The organism is Microseira sp. BLCC-F43, assembly GCF_041929235.1.
Classification (GTDB): domain Bacteria; phylum Cyanobacteriota; class Cyanobacteriia; order Cyanobacteriales; family Aerosakkonemataceae; genus Microseira.
The window spans coordinates 1-21,680 of the sequence record NZ_JBHFNP010000279.1 but is presented as its reverse complement, the minus strand read 5'-3'; the positions used below and the strand labels follow the sequence as shown (position 1 = coordinate 21,680).

23 protein-coding genes and 1 other RNA gene are annotated in these 21,680 nt (G+C 45.4%); 16 read left to right on the top strand and 8 right to left on the bottom strand.

The genetic code is table 11. The annotated features are described in order from the left end of the window. Window positions 1–371: 371 nt before the first annotated feature. Window positions 372–755: a hypothetical protein gene (locus ACE1CM_RS36775; RefSeq protein ID WP_374883884.1), complete on the top strand. Its 384-nt coding sequence runs from the start codon at window positions 372–374 to the stop codon at window positions 753–755. A gap of 50 nt (window positions 756–805) precedes the next feature. On the opposite strand, the gene ACE1CM_RS36770 is transcribed toward ACE1CM_RS36775, so the two are convergent. Further along, complete coding sequence (locus tag ACE1CM_RS36770) at window positions 806–2,425, bottom strand: ArnT family glycosyltransferase (protein WP_374883883.1); 1,620 nt, start codon at window positions 2,423–2,425, stop codon at window positions 806–808. A gap of 53 nt (window positions 2,426–2,478) precedes the next feature. On the opposite strand from ACE1CM_RS36770, the gene ACE1CM_RS36765 reads away from it, so the two are divergent. Together ACE1CM_RS36765 and ACE1CM_RS36760 are read left to right on the top strand one after the other, a co-directional pair. Beyond that, window positions 2,479–3,993: a hypothetical protein gene (locus tag ACE1CM_RS36765; protein ID WP_374883882.1), complete on the top strand. Its 1,515-nt coding sequence runs from the start codon at window positions 2,479–2,481 to the stop codon at window positions 3,991–3,993. Window positions 3,994–4,198: 205 nt separating this feature from the next. Further along, window positions 4,199–4,903, top strand: coding sequence for a hypothetical protein (locus ACE1CM_RS36760; RefSeq protein WP_374883881.1), 705 nt, complete (start codon window positions 4,199–4,201; stop codon window positions 4,901–4,903). 179 nt (window positions 4,904–5,082) lie between these two features. Here ACE1CM_RS36760 and panB read toward each other — a convergent pair whose 3' ends face one another. Together panB and ACE1CM_RS36750 are read right to left on the bottom strand one after the other, a co-directional pair. Beyond that, on the bottom strand, window positions 5,083–5,859 hold the full coding sequence (gene panB, locus ACE1CM_RS36755; RefSeq protein ID WP_374883880.1) for a 3-methyl-2-oxobutanoate hydroxymethyltransferase: 777 nt from the start codon (window positions 5,857–5,859) through the stop codon (window positions 5,083–5,085). A 54-nt stretch (window positions 5,860–5,913) separates the two neighbouring features. Continuing rightward, on the bottom strand, window positions 5,914–6,987 hold the full coding sequence (locus tag ACE1CM_RS36750; RefSeq protein ID WP_374883878.1) for a two-component regulator propeller domain-containing protein: 1,074 nt from the start codon (window positions 6,985–6,987) through the stop codon (window positions 5,914–5,916). A gap of 357 nt (window positions 6,988–7,344) precedes the next feature. Between ACE1CM_RS36750 and ACE1CM_RS36745 the strand changes: the two genes are divergently transcribed. The 6 genes from ACE1CM_RS36745 to ACE1CM_RS36720 all read left to right on the top strand — a co-directional run bounded on the left by ACE1CM_RS36745 (window position 7,345) and on the right by ACE1CM_RS36720 (window position 13,118). After that, window positions 7,345–8,775 (top strand): form I ribulose bisphosphate carboxylase large subunit, encoded by a 1,431-nt coding sequence (locus tag ACE1CM_RS36745; RefSeq protein WP_374883877.1) that lies wholly within the window; start codon window positions 7,345–7,347, stop codon window positions 8,773–8,775. Window positions 8,776–8,911: 136 nt separating this feature from the next. Further along, on the top strand, window positions 8,912–9,295 hold the full coding sequence (locus tag ACE1CM_RS36740; protein ID WP_374883876.1) for a chaperonin family protein RbcX: 384 nt from the start codon (window positions 8,912–8,914) through the stop codon (window positions 9,293–9,295). Between the two features lie 142 nt (window positions 9,296–9,437). Next, window positions 9,438–9,767 (top strand): ribulose bisphosphate carboxylase small subunit, encoded by a 330-nt coding sequence (locus ACE1CM_RS36735; RefSeq protein ID WP_226577297.1) that lies wholly within the window; start codon window positions 9,438–9,440, stop codon window positions 9,765–9,767. A 142-nt stretch (window positions 9,768–9,909) separates the two neighbouring features. After that, window positions 9,910–10,749, top strand: a complete 840-nt coding sequence (locus tag ACE1CM_RS36730) for a FecR domain-containing protein (protein ID WP_374883875.1) — start codon at window positions 9,910–9,912, stop codon at window positions 10,747–10,749. A 202-nt stretch (window positions 10,750–10,951) separates the two neighbouring features. Further along, window positions 10,952–12,784 carry a CHASE2 domain-containing protein gene (locus ACE1CM_RS36725; RefSeq protein WP_374883874.1) on the top strand — a complete coding sequence of 611 codons (1,833 nt, stop codon included), beginning with the start codon at window positions 10,952–10,954 and terminating at the stop codon, window positions 12,782–12,784. A 58-nt stretch (window positions 12,785–12,842) separates the two neighbouring features. Then, a complete protein-coding gene (locus tag ACE1CM_RS36720) occupies window positions 12,843–13,118 on the top strand; it encodes a hypothetical protein (RefSeq protein ID WP_374883873.1) in 276 nt (91 codons plus the stop codon). Between the two features lie 34 nt (window positions 13,119–13,152). Here the strand turns inward: ACE1CM_RS36720 and ACE1CM_RS36715 are convergent, their stop codons facing one another. The 3 genes from ACE1CM_RS36715 to ACE1CM_RS36705 form a co-directional block, all read right to left on the bottom strand. Continuing rightward, window positions 13,153–13,386, bottom strand: coding sequence for a hypothetical protein (locus ACE1CM_RS36715; protein WP_374883872.1), 234 nt, complete (start codon window positions 13,384–13,386; stop codon window positions 13,153–13,155). A 34-nt stretch (window positions 13,387–13,420) separates the two neighbouring features. After that, on the bottom strand, window positions 13,421–14,623 hold the full coding sequence (locus ACE1CM_RS36710; RefSeq protein ID WP_374883871.1) for a hypothetical protein: 1,203 nt from the start codon (window positions 14,621–14,623) through the stop codon (window positions 13,421–13,423). Between the two features lie 116 nt (window positions 14,624–14,739). Then, a complete protein-coding gene (locus ACE1CM_RS36705; RefSeq protein ID WP_374883870.1) occupies window positions 14,740–15,069 on the bottom strand; it encodes a YnfA family protein in 330 nt (109 codons plus the stop codon). Window positions 15,070–15,270: 201 nt separating this feature from the next. On the opposite strand from ACE1CM_RS36705, the gene ACE1CM_RS36700 reads away from it, so the two are divergent. Beyond that, complete coding sequence (locus tag ACE1CM_RS36700) at window positions 15,271–16,515, top strand: ribulose bisphosphate carboxylase small subunit (protein WP_374883869.1); 1,245 nt, start codon at window positions 15,271–15,273, stop codon at window positions 16,513–16,515. A gap of 226 nt (window positions 16,516–16,741) precedes the next feature. Here the strand turns inward: ACE1CM_RS36700 and ACE1CM_RS36695 are convergent, their stop codons facing one another. Together ACE1CM_RS36695 and ACE1CM_RS36690 are read right to left on the bottom strand one after the other, a co-directional pair. Continuing rightward, entirely contained in the window at window positions 16,742–17,623 is an 882-nt protein-coding gene (locus ACE1CM_RS36695; protein ID WP_374883868.1) for a serine hydrolase, read from the bottom strand. Window positions 17,624–17,638: 15 nt separating this feature from the next. Further along, entirely contained in the window at window positions 17,639–18,202 is a 564-nt protein-coding gene (locus ACE1CM_RS36690) for a 2'-5' RNA ligase family protein (protein ID WP_374883867.1), read from the bottom strand. 53 nt (window positions 18,203–18,255) lie between these two features. On the opposite strand from ACE1CM_RS36690, the gene ACE1CM_RS36685 reads away from it, so the two are divergent. The 6 genes from ACE1CM_RS36685 (at window position 18,256) to ACE1CM_RS36660 (ending at window position 21,408) form a co-directional block, all read left to right on the top strand. Next, a complete protein-coding gene (locus ACE1CM_RS36685; protein ID WP_374883866.1) occupies window positions 18,256–18,522 on the top strand; it encodes a YciI family protein in 267 nt (88 codons plus the stop codon). Between the two features lie 63 nt (window positions 18,523–18,585). Beyond that, window positions 18,586–18,682, top strand: an RNA gene (gene ffs / locus ACE1CM_RS36680) — signal recognition particle sRNA small type. A 38-nt stretch (window positions 18,683–18,720) separates the two neighbouring features. Further along, entirely contained in the window at window positions 18,721–19,095 is a 375-nt protein-coding gene (locus tag ACE1CM_RS36675; protein WP_374883865.1) for a phasin family protein, read from the top strand. 133 nt (window positions 19,096–19,228) lie between these two features. After that, entirely contained in the window at window positions 19,229–19,633 is a 405-nt protein-coding gene (locus ACE1CM_RS36670) for a hypothetical protein (RefSeq protein WP_374883864.1), read from the top strand. A 69-nt stretch (window positions 19,634–19,702) separates the two neighbouring features. Next, window positions 19,703–20,068, top strand: a complete 366-nt coding sequence (queF, locus tag ACE1CM_RS36665) for a preQ(1) synthase (protein ID WP_374883931.1) — start codon at window positions 19,703–19,705, stop codon at window positions 20,066–20,068. A gap of 188 nt (window positions 20,069–20,256) precedes the next feature. Then, the gene (locus ACE1CM_RS36660; RefSeq protein ID WP_374883863.1) at window positions 20,257–21,408 is read left to right on the top strand and encodes a response regulator; all 1,152 of its coding nucleotides are present in this window, start codon (window positions 20,257–20,259) and stop codon (window positions 21,406–21,408) included. Window positions 21,409–21,680 lie beyond the last annotated feature (272 nt).

Genomic DNA, 21,680 nt, shown 5'->3' with positions numbered 1-21,680 from the left:
ATTTGATTGTATAGATAAAGAACCCCACTGGGGTTGCAGCAAGGCAAGTCAACAAGGGTAGACTAGGGAAGAAGATGGTTGAATCAATCCGTCTGTTACTACTCGTAACAAAACTTTTGGGGCAATGCGCTTAAACATCTTAGGGTTCATAATTCCGTATCGAATGCTAAAAATGTTGATCTGGCGTCGGCGTTTGGATACCACTTCAAACCAAGGATGGGTTGGGTGGAGATGCGCCTTGCTAAAAGTCACTACAGGTGGCGCAAGCTATCACCAGGAAAAACTCGGATCGAGGCGCTTGGCATCAACACACTGTCAGCAGCTCAACGCTTAAAAATAATCACATCCGGTGGGGAAATTAGGAAATTCTGATGAGTGCTCACACATTTGATGGACGTTCCGCTGTTTGCCCGATTTGCCATCGTTCCAGACCCATGAAGCTGGGCAGATCGGGCAGTGGACTTTATACTTGCCCCTATTGCGAGCAACGTTTTGTAGTGAGTCAAAGCGGTCATTACGTCCGCGATCCCGTACCGCTTAAACGCCGTCCCAACAGCCAGATGCTGCGGCGTCAGAGTCGCCCTCTAGCTCGAATGCGCCGCGATTTCCGCTTTGGTGGACCCATCGCGGCGATCGTCCTTGTAGGTAGTGCAATTTTCTTGGGTGTTACCTTAACAACGCCAGAGGGCAGGCAAGATCGGCAAAATCCCCTACACCAAATTTGGGAGTGGGTGACAAAAAGTTTGGATGGGTAATTGGTAATGGTTAATTGGTAATGGGTAATTGGTAATTTTTAACCTATGCCCTATGCTCTCTGGCGCGTAATTAGCATCCAATCTGGTACGGTTCCTAGCTGTTTTACCTGCTCTAGGGCTAGTTTTTCCAGCGTGTCTGGATCGATGAGCAAGTAGGGGGAAGAATCTTGTTGCCAGTATTGTTTCAGATTATCAACTGAAGCGGGGATGACTTGGCGATCGCTATAAAAATTCAACGCCGGACGATTGTAAGGATAGGATGTATAAATCTTTTCACCCTCCGGAATCCCGCTATTCTGTATCATCTGAGCAACGGGTTTCACCGGATAAGCTTCGGCTAACTCCCAAACCCAATGTTGGGAAGTCATCAGTAGCATTAACGACACGTACATCCCCCAAAATAATATACCCATAAATTGGCGATCGCAACGCGCCACCAAAACCGCCCCTAACGTCATTGCGATCGCCACGGCAGCTAAAATTAATCCGATATCCGCTTCCCGCGTCGGCGCGAAGAAGCCAAAGTAAATACTACCTCCCCAACCCGCAACAGCCAGCAATGCTAAAATAACAACCCAAGCGCGCGGATAAGATTTTGTCGCCGGAAAATGCCAAACTTCTGCTAAGTAAGCACCCCCTGCTAGGGCTAAAGCCGGGTAAACTGGCAAAACGTACCAAGGAAGTTTTGTCGTCATCGCGGAGATAGCCAATAAGTAAACGCTACTCCAAACCAAGATTAATTTAGCCCAGCCGAGATTGCGATTTTCCCAGGTGAGTTGGAAACTTTGGGGTAAAAACAGCAGCCAAGGCCAGCTTGATTCTAGAATTTCCAGCAGATAATACCAAGGTGGCCCAGTGTGATTTTCTACTGGTGTCCAAATTCGCTCAAAGGATTGACGAACGAGACTGGTTGTGATAAAAGATTCACCGTAGTGTAAGAATTGGGCAGCATACCACAACGCTACCGGAATGCTGCCAAGAATTAGTCCGATCCAGAGATAGAAAGATGTCAGGAGTCGGGGTGTATCCCAGAAGATGAAGAGGAAAGCGATCGCACCCAACAAAATCCCTAAAATACCCTTAGTCAGGCAGATCAACCCGAAGCCAATACCGACGCCGAGACAATAGCGCAAATCGCGGCGACTGCGTAACAAACACCATACCATTAACAAAAAAAAGCACAGTATTGCCCCATCCAACATCGCCAAACGTCCGTGACGCACGACGGGTAGCAAAGTCAGGTAAATTAAAGCTGAGAAAATCGCCGCCAGACGTTGAGGAAAAATTTCCCGCCCAATCCCATACAATAGCGGCACGGAAATAGCAGTTAGCATTGCCCCTGGTAAGCGCGTCGTCGATTCATTCACGCCACCGATTGAATAAGTCAATGCAATTAACAGGTGCATCAGCGGCGGCTTGTTATGGTATGGCTCCCCTGCTATGGTTGGATAAAGCCAGCGTAAAGACTCAGCCGGGGCATGGAAAATATCGCGGGCAACTTGAGCTACAATTCCCTCATCCCAATCGCGCAGCGCCAATCCTCCCAGATTAATTCCATACAGCACAACTGCCGCCACTAGCAATCCTACGATACAGAAAACCTCGCTCCATTTTTCAGTCGCGCGAAATTTGTTTCTGGCATTACCCCAGGCAAAATTTGAACCACCCATAATTGCATTGAACTATGATACCGGACATTTATCTAATTTAAACCTATTCAAGTATGAATTTACCCCAAATATTAGACATTGCTATCGGTTTATTGTTTATTTACTTGATTTTGAGTTTGCTCGCCTCGGAAATTCAAGAATTGCTTGCTACCCTTGTCCAGTGGAGAGCCAAGCATTTAAAAAAGTCGATAGAATCACTCTTGGTAGGAGGCGGCGAAAGTACAGACAGAGAATTGAGTAAAGCCAGAATTATCGCCAATGAACTTTACAACGATCCCTTGATTAATACGCTGAATCAAGAAGCCAGAGGGCCAATTGTAAATTGGTTTCGCAACTTGGCTAAATTTGGCGGTTGGTTATGGTTTAAAATGTATTGCTGGATGCAGAAAAAAGACGAGGTAAAGCAAAGAATTTTTGGACATAAAGATAGCGGCCCTTCTTACATCCAAGCCGAAACATTTGCCACGACACTGTTTAAAACAATAGGAATTCAGAAACTGCTGCAAAAAGCTAGTGGAGTCAGCTTAGAAAAATTTAGCCAAGATCTAATCGAGGATATAAAATCGATTGTTCATTCTTTTCCCGAACCAGACTTAAGCGATGAAATTAAATCTCATCTGGAACGAGAATTGAATTTAGTAGAAACAGGTTGTAAGAGAATTGTCCAAGATTTAAAAAACAATAAAGCTACTTTGAATACTAGCCTCAGCAGGCTGGAAGGTACTTTAAATATTTATCTAGATAATGTTAGATATTTCCTCCCCGAAAACAGCGAAATTTTACGCAGAATAAGATCCTTGAACCTTCAGACTTTTAATTCGACCAATAAAGCTGTATTGCTGAGAAGCTTACAACGTAGCGTCACTGAAGTTTTAGCAGATTATAAAATCCTTAAAAAAGCTTTGGAAGAGCCAAACAGCGAAAGCTATAGAAAAATCCAAGAAATTTACGGTTCAGTTGAAAATTTGGTTGAGGAAAAAATACTGAAAAATTTGCCGGAGTCTCTAGTAGAGACTCTTTCTGTTATTGCCAAACGGACTAAAATAAAAATTGAAGATATAGACAAGGAATTACAGCAGTTTCAGAAAGAAATTGAAACTTGGTTCGATCGGTCAATGGATCGCGCATCGGGTGTTTATAAGCGGAATGCTAAAGGCGTGGCGATTTTAATTGGAATGCTAGTCGCTACCGCAACTAATGCTGATACGCTTCACATTGTTAGCAGGCTATCGAAAGATTCGGCTTTACGTAATACGATTACAGAAAGGGCAATTCGCACTCGCCAAGGGGATGATATAAACAACGTTAAACAAGCTTTAGAGAATGTTTCCTTACCCATTGGTTGGAGTTCGACTAACCTGCAACAACAAGCAGAAGGAAGTCAAGAATGGCGAATTAATCAATGGTCTTTTTCTTATCTTAAAAGGCTGATAGGTTGGATTGTGAGCGCGATCGCTATTGCAATGGGTGCGCCTTTTTGGTTCGATATGCTTGGTAAGTTTATCAACGTTCGCAACGCTGGACCAAAACCTGTATCCCATACTCAAGATCGAAACCCTGAAAGTTAGAATTAGCCAAAAAAAACCCGGTTTCTCTAAAGGCAGAGTCAAACTCTCTATATGTAGGGTGCGTTAGCGAAGCGCGTAACGCACCATTACATCTTATTTAGTCTCCCTGAGTAAGTTCTTATTGTATTTGTTTTAATTTTGGTTAAAATTGGCGCGGTTTCCAGAAGCAAAGCCATAAAATAAGGCAAGAATATCAATTAATGAGATGACTAAACGTCTAAGTATTATATTTTTAAGTGCAGTCGCCCTCTTGGAATGTTTCCCAGGGGTGTTGCAGGCTCAACCAAGAAGTCAAACTAGGGCAGAAGAGGTTTATAATCAAGGCATTGCCAAGACACGTCAGGAAGATTATCAAGGCGCGATCGCAGACTTCCAACAAGCAGCAACTTTGTTTAACCAATCGGGCAATTTAAGCAACGCTTATAAAAGCCAAGCGCTAGGGACTTACTGGCAATTTACCGCCGAGAGAATCCAGCGTCCAACCCCCAGTACTGACCCCCTACCCAGTTGGTATCTTGGAGGTTCTTGTGTGGGGATTCCGCTTTGTAAATACGGCGTTGCGTTCGTCAATCCAGGCGCAGAAAGAACTAATTTTGGGGGCATAATTATTTTAGAAGAAAATCTGCGAATGCTCAATCGACCTGATGGCACGGGAGAACCAATTAACGCAGTTTTAGATGTGCAAACAGTCCCCAAACTTCGCCGGGGTGAATATTGGCAAACTAACTGTCAGATGCGGGAAAGAAGAACTCAAAATATATTTGTGGCGCTCGCTCAAACAAATGGCTACCAAAATGCCAACTTTTATCCCGCGCGACTAGCATGGCGCATCAATTTAACCAGCAAAAAAATCGAAAGCATCCCAGCAACAAATATCCAATGCGAAAATCCTTGTCCCGGCGGTTGTTAGCACGATCCCCCCAACCCCCCTTGCCAAGGGGGGCTTTGATGTTTCCCCCTTGGCAAGGGGGGCTTTGATTTTGATGTTTCCCCCTTGGCAAGGGGGGCTTTGATTTTGATGTTCCCCCCTTGGCAAGGGGGGCTTTGATGTTCCCCCCTTGGCAAGGGGGGCTAGGGGGGATCGGCATTTTATCCGGGAAATTTTTTCTCTCTAACTTCAGTGGCGAAATCTTGCGCCGCTTGGGTAATAATTGCCCTTAAATTTGCATAAGCTTTGGCAAATGGCGGGGATTTTTCTACCAGTCCCAAGATATCAGCGGTGACTAAAACTTGACCATCGCAATCAGGACCAGCACCAATACCAATTGTGGGAATTGATAGTTTTTGGGTAATTTGGGCGGCTAAATCTGCGGGTATATGTTCTAGTAACATGGCGAATGCGCCTGCTTGTTCTAGCGCGATCGCTTCCCCTAAAATTCTCTCTGCTTCCTCTTTTGTCTTCCCTTGCTGCTTCAAACCTATCTGATACACCGACTGCGGCGTTAACCCTACATGCCCCATTACGGGAATTCCAGCTTGCACCAAACGGGATACTGTTTCTACCATCGCTGGATATCCGCCTTCTAATTTTACCGCCTGCGCTCCAGTTTCTTTTAAAATTCGCCCTGCTGAATGAATCGCTTGTTGCGGACTTTCTTGATAAGTTAAAAACGGCAAATCTACTAAAACTAAAGCTTGTTTTACCCCCCGACATACTGCTTTGGCATGGTGGATCATCTCATCGAGGGTTAGGGGCAATTCGTTTTTATATCCCAGCGCTACTCTTGCTAAAGAATCGCCGACTAAAATTAAGTCTACTCCGGCTTGATCTAGTATCTGGGCGATTAGGTAATCCCACGCGGTTAAAACTACGATGGGGCGCTTTTGTTGTTTCCATTCAATTAATTGCCGGATTTTGGTAACCATTTTTTTTGAACCGCAGAGACGCAGAGGACGCAGAGGTAAGAAGAAGAGTGAGTTTTATTCTTCAGGTGTGCTGCGACTGAATGTTTGATGGGGGGTGGCGATACCTGTCATTGTGTCTACCCACGCTAGTCCCTCGCTTGTGCCGACCCATAATTTATCATCAGTGTTGGCAGATATTGCTAGTATTCTTGCGGCTGGTAATCCAGTTACTTCGCCTAGCAATGTGCCTCGGTATGGGTTGTATCGATATAAACCTCGATCGGTTCCGACCCACAGGCTACCGAGTTGGTCTACGTGGAGTGCTGTAATATTTCGTTGGGCTAGTTCGGTGACGGTTTGCAATACTCTACCGTTGATTGGGTCAATTTCGATTAAACTGTTGGGCGTTCCTACCCAAAGACTACCTCGCAGATCTGTGGCGAGTGCTTGTACTGTCGTACCTGGCAGATCTTTGATGCGGTTAATGGGAAAGGCGCTGGCGGTATCAACTCTGACTAATCCATCTAGGGTTCCTACCCATAATTGACCTTCGGGATCTAAACTCAGTGCATTTGCGCTCACGCCTGGTAAGTCTCGCAGGGTGGTCATCAATAATCCTTGGTCTGGACTAATTAAGGCTAAGCCGCGATCTCCTCCCACCCACAAGTAACCCCGTTTGTCAATTAATAGGGACAAAACTTTACGCGATGGGAAAAAGTAACTCTGCGCTGTCGTTTCGTTGGTGCGGGGGTCTACTCGCTGCAATCCTTCGTAGGTTCCGACCCAGATCCGTCCTACTTTATCTTGCGCGAGCGCGAAAATTGTATAGTTCGCTAAACTAATCCGCGCCAAAACGCTGCCGGTATTGGGGTCGAGTCGCGCCAATCCCCGCCACGAGCCTACCCACAGGTTACCATTTACATCCCGCTGCAAGGCACTGACTCGATAATCGGTTTCTAAAGGACGGCGCTGTATCCTGCGCGGATCTACATTCGGTGGCGGCGCGGTGGGTGGATAAAGGGGAGTTGGATCGTTTCTGAGGGTAGATTGGGCTAAAACGCTGCTATTCATCCCCATTTGCCCAAAAATTCCTCCTAGCGCCACCAGGATGGCACTTAGGTAAATACTGCGTCCGCTCAACCTTAACATCACTACACCTCCTGCAAAGACTTGCTCGCGAGCGCTCTATACGTGCAAGTTGTTTCTAATTTATCCAGCCCTCAAAGTGCAATTGCTGAGGCTTCACTTTTCCATAACATAGACTGCTGCGGGCATCTGACCCATTTCGCCTTTCCTGGCACAAAAGTTGAGTATACCTGCTTACCACGCTCGCCGGGAGTTTTTTGTAACAAATAATGCAAAATATTGTAATAAATCTTAAAGTATTATAAATAATTATGAAAATCTAAAGAAAATTTGAAGTTTAACTTATTGCTTTATTGGTATAGTGTAAAACGACGAGCCAATCAGGCAATCAGAATTCGAGAGACTCCTGGGAAGGAAGACATGTCCTATTCAAGAACTGCAACTCAGTCCAAATCTGGGTATAAGGCTGGCGTAAAAGATTATCGGCTGACTTATTACACTCCCGATTACACTCCCAAAGATACTGATATTTTGGCGTGTTTCCGCGTCACGCCCCAGCCCGGAGTTCCTCCCGAAGAAGCGGGTGCAGCAGTAGCAGCAGAATCCTCCACTGGTACTTGGACAACTGTGTGGACTGACCTGCTCACCGACCTAGATCGTTACAAAGGCCGTTGCTACGACATCGAGCCAGTTGCAGGCGAAGATAACCAGTTCTTCTGCTTCGTCGCCTATCCGCTGGATCTGTTTGAAGAAGGCTCCGTAACTAACATGTTAACCTCCATCGTAGGTAACGTGTTTGGTTTCAAAGCTCTCAAAGCCCTGCGTTTGGAAGACCTGCGGATTCCCGTTGCCTACCTGAAGACGTTCCAAGGGCCACCCCACGGGATCACCGTTGAGCGCGACAAGTTGAACAAGTACGGTCGTCCCCTGTTGGGCTGTACGATTAAGCCGAAACTCGGTTTGTCTGCGAAGAACTACGGACGTGCAGTTTATGAATGTCTGCGCGGCGGTCTGGACTTAACCAAAGACGACGAAAACATCAACTCCCAGCCTTTCATGCGCTGGCGCGATCGCTTCCTGTTCGTTCAAGAAGCCATCGAAAAAGCTCAAGCTGAAACCGGGGAAATCAAAGGTCACTACCTGAACGTGACCGCCCCCACAGTAGAAGAAATGATGAAGCGGGCTGAATTCGCCAAGGAAATCAACACCCCGATCATCATGCACGACTACCTGACGGGTGGTTTCACCGCTAACACCACTCTGGCTCGCTTCTGCCGCGACAACGGTTTGTTGCTCCACATCCACCGCGCGATGCACGCCGTAATCGACCGTCAGAAGAACCACGGGATTCACTTCCGCGTACTCGCCAAGTGCTTGCGGATGTCTGGTGGCGACCACCTGCACTCCGGTACCGTTGTCGGTAAGTTGGAAGGCGACCAAGCGATCACGATGGGCTTCGTCGATCTGATGCGCGAAAACTACATCGAAGAAGACCGTTCTCGCGGTATTTTCTTCACCCAAGACTGGGCTTCTATGCCTGGTGTATTCCCCGTTGCTTCCGGCGGTATCCACGTATGGCACATGCCTGCGCTGGTTGAAATCTTCCAAGATGACGCTTGCTTGCAATTCGGCGGCGGCACCCTGGGTCACCCCTGGGGTAACGCTCCTGGCGCTACCGCTAACCGCGTCGCTTTGGAAGCTTGCGTCCAAGCACGTAACGAAGGTCGCGAGTTAATGCGCGAAGGTGGCGACGTCATCCGCGAAGCTTGCAAGTGGAGTCCCGAACTCGCCGCAGCTTGCGAACTGTGGAAGGAAATCAAGTTCGAGTTCCAAGCCGTTGACACCCTCTAAGCGATTTTGGATTTTGGATTTGAGATTTTAGATGTTGAGGGAAATCTTAAGTTGGTAGCGATTTTGGTTGCTGCTCTGATATCCCTCATCTAAGATCGAAAAATTTAAAATCTGAGATTTAAGCTGGGGTCAGTTCATGGACTTAAAACAAGTTGCCAAAGACACGTCTAAGGTACTGAGCAGCTACTTGACGTATCAAGCGCTGAAAACCGTAATGGCTCAGCTGAGCGAAACCAACCCGCCCCAAGCGTTGTGGTTGAGTGGCTTCGCCGCGCGCCACAGCGTCCAAGATGGAGAAGCCTTCCTGCAAGCGTTGCTGCAAGAACAGCAAGAGTTAGCGTTTCGGCTAATGACCTTGCGAAAGCACCTGGCAGAAGAAGTCGCCGACTACTTACCAGAAATGGTTCGCTCTGGAATTGAGCAAGCAAATATGGAACATCAGCGCCATCATCTAGAGCGACTCGTGCAACAAGGCGTCACTGACTCCAGTACCTGCCCCAAAGAGGAAAAAGACTCTTAGCAGAGGGTAATGAGTAATGGGTAATTTTAGATTTTAGATTTTAGATTTGAATATAAATCTGAAATCTGCAATCTGTAATTACCTATCACCAATTACCAATCACCAATTACCGTAGCAACATCAGATAGACACGAAGGAAGCCATGCAAACTCTACCTAAAGAGCGCCGTTTCGAGACTCTCTCCTACTTGCCCCCCCTTTCGGATGCCCAAATTACCCGCCAACTCCAGTACATTCTGGATAAGGGCTACATTCCCGGTGTGGAATTCAGCGAAAGTTCCGAACCGACTCAGCACTACTGGACCCTGTGGAAGCTGCCTTTGTTCAACGCTACCACCACCAACGAAGTGTTGAGTGAAATCAAAGCTTGCCGCGCTGAGTACGGCAACTGCTTTATCCGCGTCATGGGTTTCGATAACGTGAAGCAGTGCCAAGTTCTCAGCTTCATCGTTCACAAACCCAACCGTTTCTAAATCTGAAACCGCAAACAAAGAATAGTTCAACCTTGAGCAGGTAGGGACAAAAACTGTCCCTACCTTTTCTCTTTATTCCGGATAAATAGGCACCAGAGAGGAAGAGGCTAATATAGATTTGCGTTATTCATATGGTGGCGCGATGAAATCCCTTCCGCAAATTTCTAGATTGGTAGCATTACTAATTGTCGGTATATTATTAACCTTTTCTATACCCTTGCTAGCTAGAGATATTCAGCTACCTGCTAGTCGCTTCGTAGAAGTTAGGCAAATTCGCGGTACGGTCACGTATCAAGGAAGACCAGCACGAGTGGGCGCTCGCTTAACTTCCCCCGGTCAGCAAATCTCTACAGGCAGACAATCTAGTGCGGTTTTGACTGTAGATAGTGGTATTGCTACGATCAACGTTGCTGAATTAACCACCGTCCAAGTTCAAAGTCTTTCTATGGTTGCCAATGGCGGCAAAGTGACGCGCCTTTTCGTACCCAGAGGACAAGCGAGAATACAAGCGCGACCCTTGACCAACCTAAATTCGAGCCTAGAAATTAGCAGTCCAGCAGGGGTTACAGGGGTTCGCGGGACTGAATTTGGCGTCGGTGTTGGTTCAAATGGTAAAACAGGAGTTTCTACCCTTGAAGGCGCAGTCGCCACAACTGCCAAAAGAAGAACGGTGACGGTAAATGGTGGCTATTCTTCCATCGTTTTTCCCGGAGATCCCCCAACTCCACCCAAATTAACCCAAGAAAATTTGAAGTACGAGTTGATTAGTTTATCACCTATCGATCAAAACAGAGTGCGATTAATTTGTACGGTCGATCCGCTGAATTTGATATTTTTAAACGACCAACCTTTAGAAATGGATAGAACGGGTAAAGTTGACACAATACTGCCCAGACCAGCTAATTCTGAATACAGGGTAGTGGTTCGCAGTCCCCTGGGAAAACAGGAAACTCACATGATTGGATCGGATTTGCTTAAATAGTGGGAATGGGTAATTTTAGATTTTAGATTGCAGATTGCAGATTAAGGAGAATGTGAGATTGAAGTAAAATCTAAAATCTAAAATCTGAAATCTGAAATCTGAAATCTGAAATCTGAAATCTGAAATCTAAAATCTGAAATCTGAAATCTAAAATCTGAAATCTGAAATCTAAAATCTAAAATCTAAAATCTAAAATCATTCTATGAGTAATGAGTTGTATCGTTATGTTGCCCGCATTCAGGCACTATTGCCTGGATTTATTGCTGCTATTATTTCCTTGGGTGTGTGGCAGTTGGGTGGGTGGAAAGCGTTGGAACAAATCAGTTATAACTCGTTGTTTCAAATTCGGGATACGGGAATTTTACCTAAACCAAATTGGGATAAGCGGATAGCAGTTATTGCAATTGACGAAGCGAGTTTGGGGAAGTTGGGGAGATTTCCGTTTTCGCGCGATCGCTACACTAAACTATTACAAACACTCTCTCCTTCTCGCCCCGCAGCAGTTGGTTTAGACATTATATTTGCCGAACCAAGTCCCGAAGATAGCCAACTTGCTGACGCTATCCGCGCTAGCGGTAATGTAATTTTGGCTCAAGCTTTGGATGATAAAGAACAAATCATCCCCATCGAGACGATTTTAGACCAAGCTGTCGCCGACCGAGGTCATATATCGCACAACCCAGATACAGATGGCATTAGTCGTCAAGCAGCGCTGAAATTCCGGGGGATTTCTTCCCTGGGATTGGCGATGGTGCAACTCTACTCTAGCGATCGTCCAGGGGAGTCGGTACAGTTAGAAAAGTCTTTAACATCCCTGAGTCAGGATAATCGCCGATTTCATTATGTTTGGCTAAATTGGCCTGGAAAGACGCAATCTTTGCCCACTTATTCGTTTGCGGATGTTCTAGAAGGGAAAGTATCTAAAAATGCTTTTACTGGCAAATTTGTATTAGTAGGTATAACCGCAACGGGTTTCGATCCGTTGGTGACGCCGTTAAATCAAATCCCACCAACTAGCGGAGTTTACCTTCATGCAGCCGCAATCGATAACTTGCTAAATAATCGATTGCTGCAACCTTTACCAGATTGGAAAACCGCAGTTTTATTGCTTTTAATTGGCCCAGTTACTAGCGGGATATTGTCAAAATTGAATGCAGGGGGAAGAGTTGCGCTTGCTCTCCTACTCCCTCTATCTTGGTATGGTGTTTCCCTAGCGTTATTTTCCTTAAATTCCTGGTGGATTCCCATTGCTGCGCCTATCGGTACAATTCTGTTAGCGGCAATTGGTTTGCAACTGCGAGAACAGCAGGAAAAGCAACAATTAATGAGCCTATTTGAAAAATACATGGCTAAAGAAACTGCTAATTTAATTTGGCAGCGCAAAGACGAAATTATTCAAAATGGCGAATTGCAACCGCAAGAAATGGTAGCGACTGTATTATTTATGGATATTCGCGGTTTTACCACAATTTCAGAGCAACTATCGCCCCGCGAATTAATGCCTTGGCTGAACCAATACCTGAATGCCATGAGCGAGTGTATTATGAATCGTGGCGGCGTAATAGATAAATATATCGGGGATGCAATTATGGCAATTTTCGGCATCCCGTTTCCCCGCACTAAACCAGAAGAAATTCAACAAGATGCTTTAAATTGCATGGCTGCTTGTTTGGACATGTACGAACGATTGCAAAAATTAAATCAACAATTTGAAGCCGAAAAAAAGCCAATAATTAAATTTGGAATTGGCGTTCATACTGGAGCTATTATAGCAGGTAGCGTTGGGGGTGGTCAGCGTTTGAATTTTTCCGTTTTGGGCGATACAGTTAATGTGGCGGCGCGACTGGAGGCGATGAATAAAGAAGTAAAAGAAGATAATCCCTATGGGATTTTAATTACTAACGAAACTTGGCAATATGTCAGCGAACGCTACAAGGCAAAAGCAGTCAAAAGTATTCAACTGCGAGGTAGAAAGCAAGAAACAATTATTTGTTCTATATTGGGCAAAAAGTCATTGTTAATTGCTAATTGCTAATTGCTAATTGTTAATTGGAATCATTTAATTCGATTAGTTATAATTCAATTATTTCAGGATGAACGAAAATGAAGTCAGTAATTTGTCCATCCTTTTGCAACTTCCCCGGTTAGTGGGAACTGCTGAAGAGATTCAACAGGCAGAACTAATCAGATATGAGAAACTCAAACAAGTTCCCTTTTTTGAAGCGAACTGGGATATGTTTCTGAATGAACTAAAAGCTAGAAATTTACCTGACGACACTCTCATACACCTCAGACAAAGCAATCTTGCCGAGTTTTGGATAGCAAACAGCGACCTAAGTTTTTGGGAATTACTGGAATATTTTTATTGAGACTGTCAGCAGCATTCTAGTTAAACTAGCTTATCTAGTCGATCCTCTCCATTACTTCACCGCCAACTATTTGATAACCCCAGCGAGAATTTCGGTTGGCAAGTTGCCTTGCTGCGTCGTACTCACCCAGACGACAAAGTTCAACTAACTGTTGATATCCATCCTCTTTCTGTTGCTGCAATCTAGCTTTACTGAGATTTTCTCTTTCTTGGGATGAAAGATTAGGGCGTCCCGGAACAAGCGGATCTATGTCACCAATGTGTTTCATGGCAAATTATCCCCTGGCGTTTTTTATTTTATGACTAAAAAGGCATTAAATCCACCACTTCACCATCTACAATTCCGTATCCCCATTCTGGGTGTTCGGCAATTTGCCGTTCAACTAAAGTGCGACCCATAGGAGTTTTATAAGCTGACTGTAAAGCAGCAAGACTGGGAATATCGCCGGTAGAAGCGGGTGATTTATCCTCAACTTCGGTCAATTCTAAACGACTGTTAGGTAAAGATGCTGTAGTGGATGATTCTAGAGAAAAGTCGGGAGCAACAGCAGCTAGTTTATTCATCACACTTTCTTTGGTGATTTCAGGTTTATTTGTAAAAGAGGGGGGTAGATAAGGTGTTCTTACTCCTAATTTTTTCGCTTTGATCGCTTCATCGGCGATGCGATCGCATTTCCTCAAGAATCCCTCCCACAAATTTTTTCCTAGTACCGGATCTCTTAAATCTGAACGTGCTTTTGCAACTGCAACCTCCAATGGTTCTCCTTTATGAACGTAGTATTGAATGCGTTCCTCTTCAAAAACTGGATAAGGAATTCCTGGTTCAATTTCCCAATCTCGCTTAACTTTTTGACTAGCTCCCAGCGGAATTCCTGAAATAAATTCATCCCAAAACGGCGATACCAAACCTTTGGTCATACCATCTATAATTTTAAAAACACATCCACCTGGGTTATCGTATCCTTTCTCTTTAAAATATTCTAATAAAGCTCTTTGAAACTGCTCAAATTGCTCTTGAGAATTCCAAGGACCGCTAAATTGATAATTAGGATTTACTTTGACTGAAATTGGCTGACGCTGACCCGGGAAAAACTTATCCGTTTTAACTGTTTCAACTTCTAGAGAAGCGTGGTTGTTTTTACCATTACTAACTTGATAGTGATTTTTATAATCTTCATCGCAAAAAGCCTCTAAAATCGTTTCAAATGCATCAATATTAGGCCAAAACTCTAGCATGTTGCTGTTATCGCCAGCGCGTTCTTGGATGAGCGATCGCTTAACCAATTGACTCCTAGCATATTGCTGTTCCACCTTACTCAAACCAGTTTCTCGCTCAATTTCATCGACGCTAATTTTAACCCACTCATCGGGATTATTTAATTGAGACTGCCATTGGACAAGCTGACAAAAGAAAACCGCCGCCGTCACCCCACCCGTTACCTTAGCCAGCTTGGGATAGTAAACGACTGAATTACCTAAATTTCGCCATAAAAATGCCAGCTTCATGCTTAAATAACCCCTAAAAATCAAATAATATCATCGGTACTTACGCCGACGGCGACAGAAACCCGGTTTCTTCATTTTCAGAGAAACCGGGTTTCTTTTAGCCAGGTGTATAAAAGCTAACTTTTTCGTAGATACATCATCACCCAAACGCCTAAAAGAATAATACCCGCTCCTAAATAATCATAGCGGTCTGGGGGAACCTTATCGACTTTCCAACCCCAAACAATCGAGAGGATAATAAAAATACCTCCATATGCTGCATAAGCGCGACCAAAATTAGCAGGCTGTTTCGTCGCAACAAAGCCATAAATAGTTAGTAATATAGAACCAGCCAAAGCTAACCAGCCACTTTTGCCTTCGCGTAACCATAGCCAAACTAGGTAGCCGCCTCCAATTTCGCATAACCCGGCTAAAATAAAGTAAATTAGCGATTTGATGACTGCCATAAACTAGATGAACAATCGAAAACTAAATATAACTAAAGCACAATCGCGATCGCTTCTCTCTACTTTCTTCCTCTGCGTCCTCTGCGCCTCTGCGGTTAAATAAAAATAAATCTCCTAAAAACCCAGTTGGTTAAACAATTGTCACCCAGATTTTTATAAAATTTTAACGATGGGCAGAAAAGCGATCGCACTCAGTACACCATGACCTACTATATCTCTCCTCGGTTTCTTGACAAACTTGCCGTTCATATCACCAAAAACTTCCTCGACATCCCCAAAATCCGAGTCCCCCTGATCTTGGGAATTCACGGACGCAAAGGCGAAGGTAAATCGTTTCAATGCGAATTAGTATTCGAGAAAATGGGCATCGAAGTCCTACACATTTCCGGCGGTGAACTCGAAAGTCCCGACGCCGGAGATCCGGCGCGTTTAATTCGCTTACGCTATCGGGAAGCCGCCGAATTTATCAAAGTTCGGGGTAGAATGACCGCACTCATGATTAACGATTTGGATGCGGGTGCAGGGCGCTTCGATGAAGGGACGCAATACACGGTCAATACTCAGTTAGTCAACGCCACGCTGATGAATATTGCCGATAATCCTACCAACGTCCAGCTACCTGGAAGTTATGATGAAAATCCCCTCCACCGCGTCCCAATTATCGTCACGGGAAACGACTTTTCGACCCTGTACGCGCCGTTAATTCGCGAAGGTCGGATGGAAAAATTTTACTGGGAACCCAACCGAGACGATAAAATTGGCATCGTCAGCGGGATTTTTTCAGAAGATGGATTATCTCAGCGCGACATCGAACAGCTAGTTGATACTTTTCCCAAGCAAGCGATTGATTTCTTTAGCGCTTTAAGGTCGCGAATTTATGACGAACAAATTCGTCAATTTATCCATAAAGTAGGGATTGAAAAAATATCCTCGCGGGTGGTTAATAGTTTAGAAGGGCCACCTCAATTCCAAAAACCAGACTTCAATTTGTCGCGCTTACTCGAATTTGCCAACCTGATGGTCGCCGAACAAACGCGGGTAGAAAAGATGCGGCTCGTGCGAGAATATAACCAGTCTTTAAACTTCCACGAGCAACATCATCAGGTAGCAAATCAAGCTATCCAAACTGAAACACCCGGCAATGGTAACGGTTATGGAAGCAACGGTCAAGCAAAGAACGCCCAATTGAGTCCAGAAATGATTCAGCAATTGCAACAACTGGTGAACAGCGGTTATCGAATTGGCATAGAGTATGTAGATGAACGCCGCTTTCGGACGAATTCTTGGATCAGTTGCGCTTCGATTGCAGCAAATCAAGAAGGGGAAGCGATCGCAGCATTAGAAAACTGTCTCGCCGAACACGGTGACGAATATATCCGCTTAGTTGGAATCGACCCCAACGCCAAGCGCCGCGTCATGGAAACCATTATCCACAGACCGAGATAATGATGCATTAGAAATCTGGTTTCTTAGATTTAAATCTTGCTCCTTATCCACCAACCCGCCCGGAAATCAATTTCCGGGCTAATAGCCAAAGTCCATTAAAATGGACTGAAATCCTTGTTGCATAAATTTTTAGTCCTCTGAAGAGGACTTGCGCTATTAGCCAGGGAATTAATTCCCTGGCGGTTGATGCTAATGATGCAAAATCTTTGTTCAAGAAACCCGGTTTCTAAATCCCCTCGTGACTAGCAATATAATCCACAATTTTATACAGAGATCGGCGAATTTTTCTCTCGCGCTTGCGACCATTTCCAATCACCGTAATTATGTAAATCTTTCCCTGAATTTCTACAGCAACTGTCGTCCCTCTCACCAGGGAAGTTTCTCCCGTTTTCTCCCCCAACCAGCGACCCGGAGATTCTTTTAACGCCTGAAATCCCAACACTTTTTCTACCTGATAGCTGAGAACTTCCGCCAAAACCTCATATTCTGGGTGCTTGCGATTGTAAATTTCTACCATCATCGCAGTTAGTTCGTTACTCGTGATCCGGTTCGGTTCCCAACCAACATTTTTAGATGGATCGGTGACAGAACCTTTCAGTTTGTGACTGACTCGCGTTGTGGGATATCCAAGTTCGCCCAAAGTTTTATTGATATAATCCCATCCCAAATAATCAATAATTTGATTCGTCGCAATGTTGCTGCTGTAAGCGATCGCTTGCGTCAGCAAATACTTAAAAGAATAAGACCTGCCAACCCGAATAGACGAGAAATTCTCTTCCGTATAATTACTGGGTTCTACGTAAATCTCTGTATCCAAACTAAGATTATCTGCGGCAAGTTTGCGGAGGAGGGCGATCGCAATCGGCACTTTAATCAAACTGGCGGCACTTTGGGGTGGGCGCGAACCGCGATAGTTAAGGCATTTGCGCTCAAGGTCGCAAATTGCGATCGTGGGGGAAGATAAACCGCTATCAGCCACAATAGCGTCAAGCACTTGGGAGGGAGACTCTTCTACAGGAGCAGGTATATCAAGAGGGACTACCCCCAGTGCTGGTAAAATGCCCATCAGACAGGCTAGAGCGAGCCCTACATATTGCCTTTGAACCATCAATTTTGCACTCCATCACCCATTTGCAGGTAAAAAAGGAAACTCCGCACTCACATGCCACCGCCCGCCATCGTGAATCAGCAGCGTCAAATAATTGGCGGTAAACTCGAATTGTACGGGTTTATGCTCAAATTCAGGCCACGCGGCTTTAAAATTCTGCTTGGTTAAGTCTTTAAACGCCACGGTCATGTGAGGGGCCCAGGGGCGTTGCTTCGCCATCGGATCGACAATACCCAATTCCCGCATCATGCAATCCATCAAGTCAGCTTGTAAAGTGAGGAGTGGCGGCGTTTTGACAACATTGATATAAATCACCCTGGGAGGAAACGCCGCAAAACCCGATAGGGAAATTGGGATACTGGGTCTTTGATTGGCAAAATTCTGCAAGGATTGTTCCAACACCGAAACCGACTCTTGATCCCACTCAAAAGGCGCTTGCAGGGTAATGTGGGGCGGCGACTTCTGGGCGTGGCGACTATTGTAGCGCGAGGCAAAGTACTGCTTGACTCGATTAGCGTAGTCTTGGATCTCTTGGGGAGGCAGGAGGGCAATAAAATAAAGGCTTGTACGCTTGTCCATATCTATAATCTCAACAGCATCTCCAATCTAAAATCTAAAATCTAAAATCCAAAATGCCTTGGTTTGTAAAGATCGAAGAAGGAATAGTCGATAAACCCACCTTTGACCAACATGTCCCCGCCCACAAAGCTTACGTCGAGGACTTGATCGCCAAAGGACACCAGGCGCGTACCGGGTACTGGGCGCAACGGGGCGGCGGGATGATGATATTCCAAGCGACTTGCATCGATGAAGCCAAAGCCATTGTCGCCCAAGACCCCCTCGTGCAAAATAATTGCGTCACCTACAAGCTGTATGAGTGGAAAATTATAGTCGAATAAAAGTCATTACCCATTACCCATTACCCATTACCCATTACCAAATTTGATGCTATTCTAGATTTAGACCTGGACCTATGCGATTGCAACGCCCAAACCTTGTCAGGACCGGAAGGTAGCAGCAACACGGGATGCTTGTAGTAGGCGTAGACTCCGGGTCGCCCTTTTTTTAGGCCCTTTTTTTAAGCAACGGCAGCGGCTATGGCAGGTTTCGGAGATCTGGTGAAAAAAGCGTTTTACCTGGGAGTGGGGCTAGCAGCCTCAGCAGGTGAAAAAGCGGGTGGAACTCTAGCCGAACTGAAAGAGCAAGCCCAAAAGCTAGCCGATGAGATGGTGGCAAAGGGCGAAATGACCACCGAAGAAGCTAGGCGGATGGTGGACGAAATGATCCAGCGGGCGCAGCAACAGTCGCCTGGAGAGCCTACCAATAACGCCCCTAGTGGCGAACCGCGACGGATTGAAATCGTAACTGATGAAGAAGAAGCAACCCCAGCCAAGCCGGAAAATGTAGATGCGTTAAGAGATCAAGTAAGCGCATTGCAAGAAGAATTGCGCCGCCTCCAGAACGGTCGCTGAAGCGCCTACTACGAACGGTCGCGATCGCTCAATTGCCATTGATAATTGTATCAGGGAGATCTAAACTAAAAGTCCTCCCGAACAAAAGCAAATTTTTCCCTTGAGAACAAGCAAGGGTGGTAGCGTAGCGCTTATGGAAGACTGGCAAAAAAATTTAACCGACATGCTAGAAACAGTAACTGAGGAGGTAGAGAAGTTCTTCAGCGATGTTACCGACGCAGTGGATGCGATCGCGTTACTATCGGAAGAAGTCGCCCACCAAGTAAACAACGCCATCACCACCGAAATCGAACTGTTTTTGAACGATATAATTCAACCGATTCTGGACGCATGTGCCGAGTTTGATCCAAGTAGCTTTGAGTCAGAATGGCCCCTAACTGATACCGTAGAACCCTCACCCCAACAACATCCCGCTTGTGTTGGTTGCCGTCACTATCACGGTCAAGTATACGGAGGTAACTTACTCGTTTGTGGAATGCATCCCTATGGTTGGGAAGCAGAAAATTGTCCAGATTGGGAAGGTTACAGGAACTATTAAATGATGAAAGATTTACCAATTACTGACGATTTTTCTTTGGAGTCTGAAACTGAGCCAGCCACAATAGAAATGAAGTACGGCGAACGTCACATTGCTGAGGGAAAACTGATTACATTTCCCAACCCGCGCCAGGGGCGACGTTACCAAATTAACATTAAGTTGCCGGAATTTACTTGCAAGTGTCCGTTTTCTGGCTATCCGGACTTTGCCACGATTTACATTACCTACTTTCCCGACCAAACCGTAGTCGAGTTGAAAGCGTTGAAGCTGTATATCAATAGTTACCGCGACCGCTACATTTCCCACGAAGAATCCGTCAATCAAATCCTCGATGACTTTGTTGCCGCTTGCGACCCCTTGGAAGTCCATATTAAAGGCGATTTTTCCCCTCGCGGCAATGTCCATACCACGATTGAGGTGAATCATAAAAAGTAATAAATTTAACTTGAATATTTAAGTTAAATTGCGTAAGTGGCACGAGTAGGTAGCGCGATCTTTAATTTCACCCAAGCTTTACACAACCCCTGCAAAAAAATAGGTAACTCCACCATTATGCCGACTCGATGCCACTGCTTATGCTATGTAAGTAGTTGCCAAAAAAATTGGCTGGCGGTGGCACGCATATGCAAACAGTATCGGCAGCTTACTGGCTGAGCAAACTAGACCGAAACCTCCTAACTATCAACCAAAAGCAAGCTACGGGAGAGTTGATGATTTGCAGCGGCACCTCCCAGTGGCGGCTTTGCTTTTTCCTGGGACAGTTGTTTTATGCGATTGGGGAAAACCACCGCGTCCGACGTTGGCAACGAGCGCTCAAACGACATTGTCCGAATTGGGTGGTGGAAACTGACCAACTGGTTAGCAGCGAACTTTGGGAATGTCAGCTGCTGCATCAGGGGATGGCACAAGGTCACTTGAGTGCTGCTCAAGTCAAAGCAGTCGTCCTGGAAACCACGCAAGAAGTTTTGTTTTCCATGACTCGGCAAGCGAGTTTGGCAGGATATTGGCAACCCCGTCAATATCGCAAGTTGCAAGTAGCTTTTTACCTGAGTTTGTGTCCTTTAGAAGTCAAGCAACTGATCAAGCAAAGCCAAAGCTTCTACGAAAAATGGCTGGAGATAGGCATAGGCAACATCGATCCCGACTTGGTACCCGTCCTCAAACCGTCCCCTTGCGAACTCGATCAATGTTCGGTGGATACTTTTCTCGACTTAACCGCCTTATTTACAGGTCGATACACCCTGTGGGATCTTGCTTTGAAGATGAAGCAACCCTTGACTAGGGTAGGGCGCTTGTTGCATCACTTCCGTCAACAAGGCGTGGTGGAACTGCAAGCGGTGTCAGATATAACGCCTCCCTTTCTATGTCACTTGAGGGATGACAAAATTGGCAAAAAGCAGTTTGCGATCGCTTGCATAGACGACTCTCCTTTAATCGGACGCTATCTCAAAGAAATTCTCCCCCCCGCTGGCTACCGACTGTTGTACGTTGAAGATCCAATTCAGGGGATCGGTCTCCTCGCTAAATACAAACCCGATTTAATATTGTTAGATTTAGTCATGCCCGATACCGACGGCTATAACGTTTGTAATTTTTTACGCCATAGTTCTATTTTCCGCAAAACTCCCATCATTATGCTCACCAGCTGGGACAATACTATTAACCGAGTCCGCGCCAAGCTTGTCGGTGTCAGCGATTTTTTAGCCAAACCTTTTACAGCCGAGCAACTGCTGCAATTGATTAAAAAGCATTTACCAGAAGATCAGCCAGACTAGCAGTTTGTTTGTAGTAAGGACTTTAGTCCTATCACCAAAGTTTCTACGTAGATCTCTAGTTGCCAAACCAAGGATTTTTCAGAGAAACTTTGGTGTTTGCGTAAGTCCCGTAGCAGTTTGTTTGTAGTAATGACTTTAGTCCTTGAAGCTTTACGATCAACGACTTTAGTCATCACTACTAACACTACTAACCAGTGAAGCATCGACTTCAGGACTGACGCAAGCGCGTTGCCAGAAACAAAGGTGAAGACCGTCGTTCGCGAAGCGTCGGG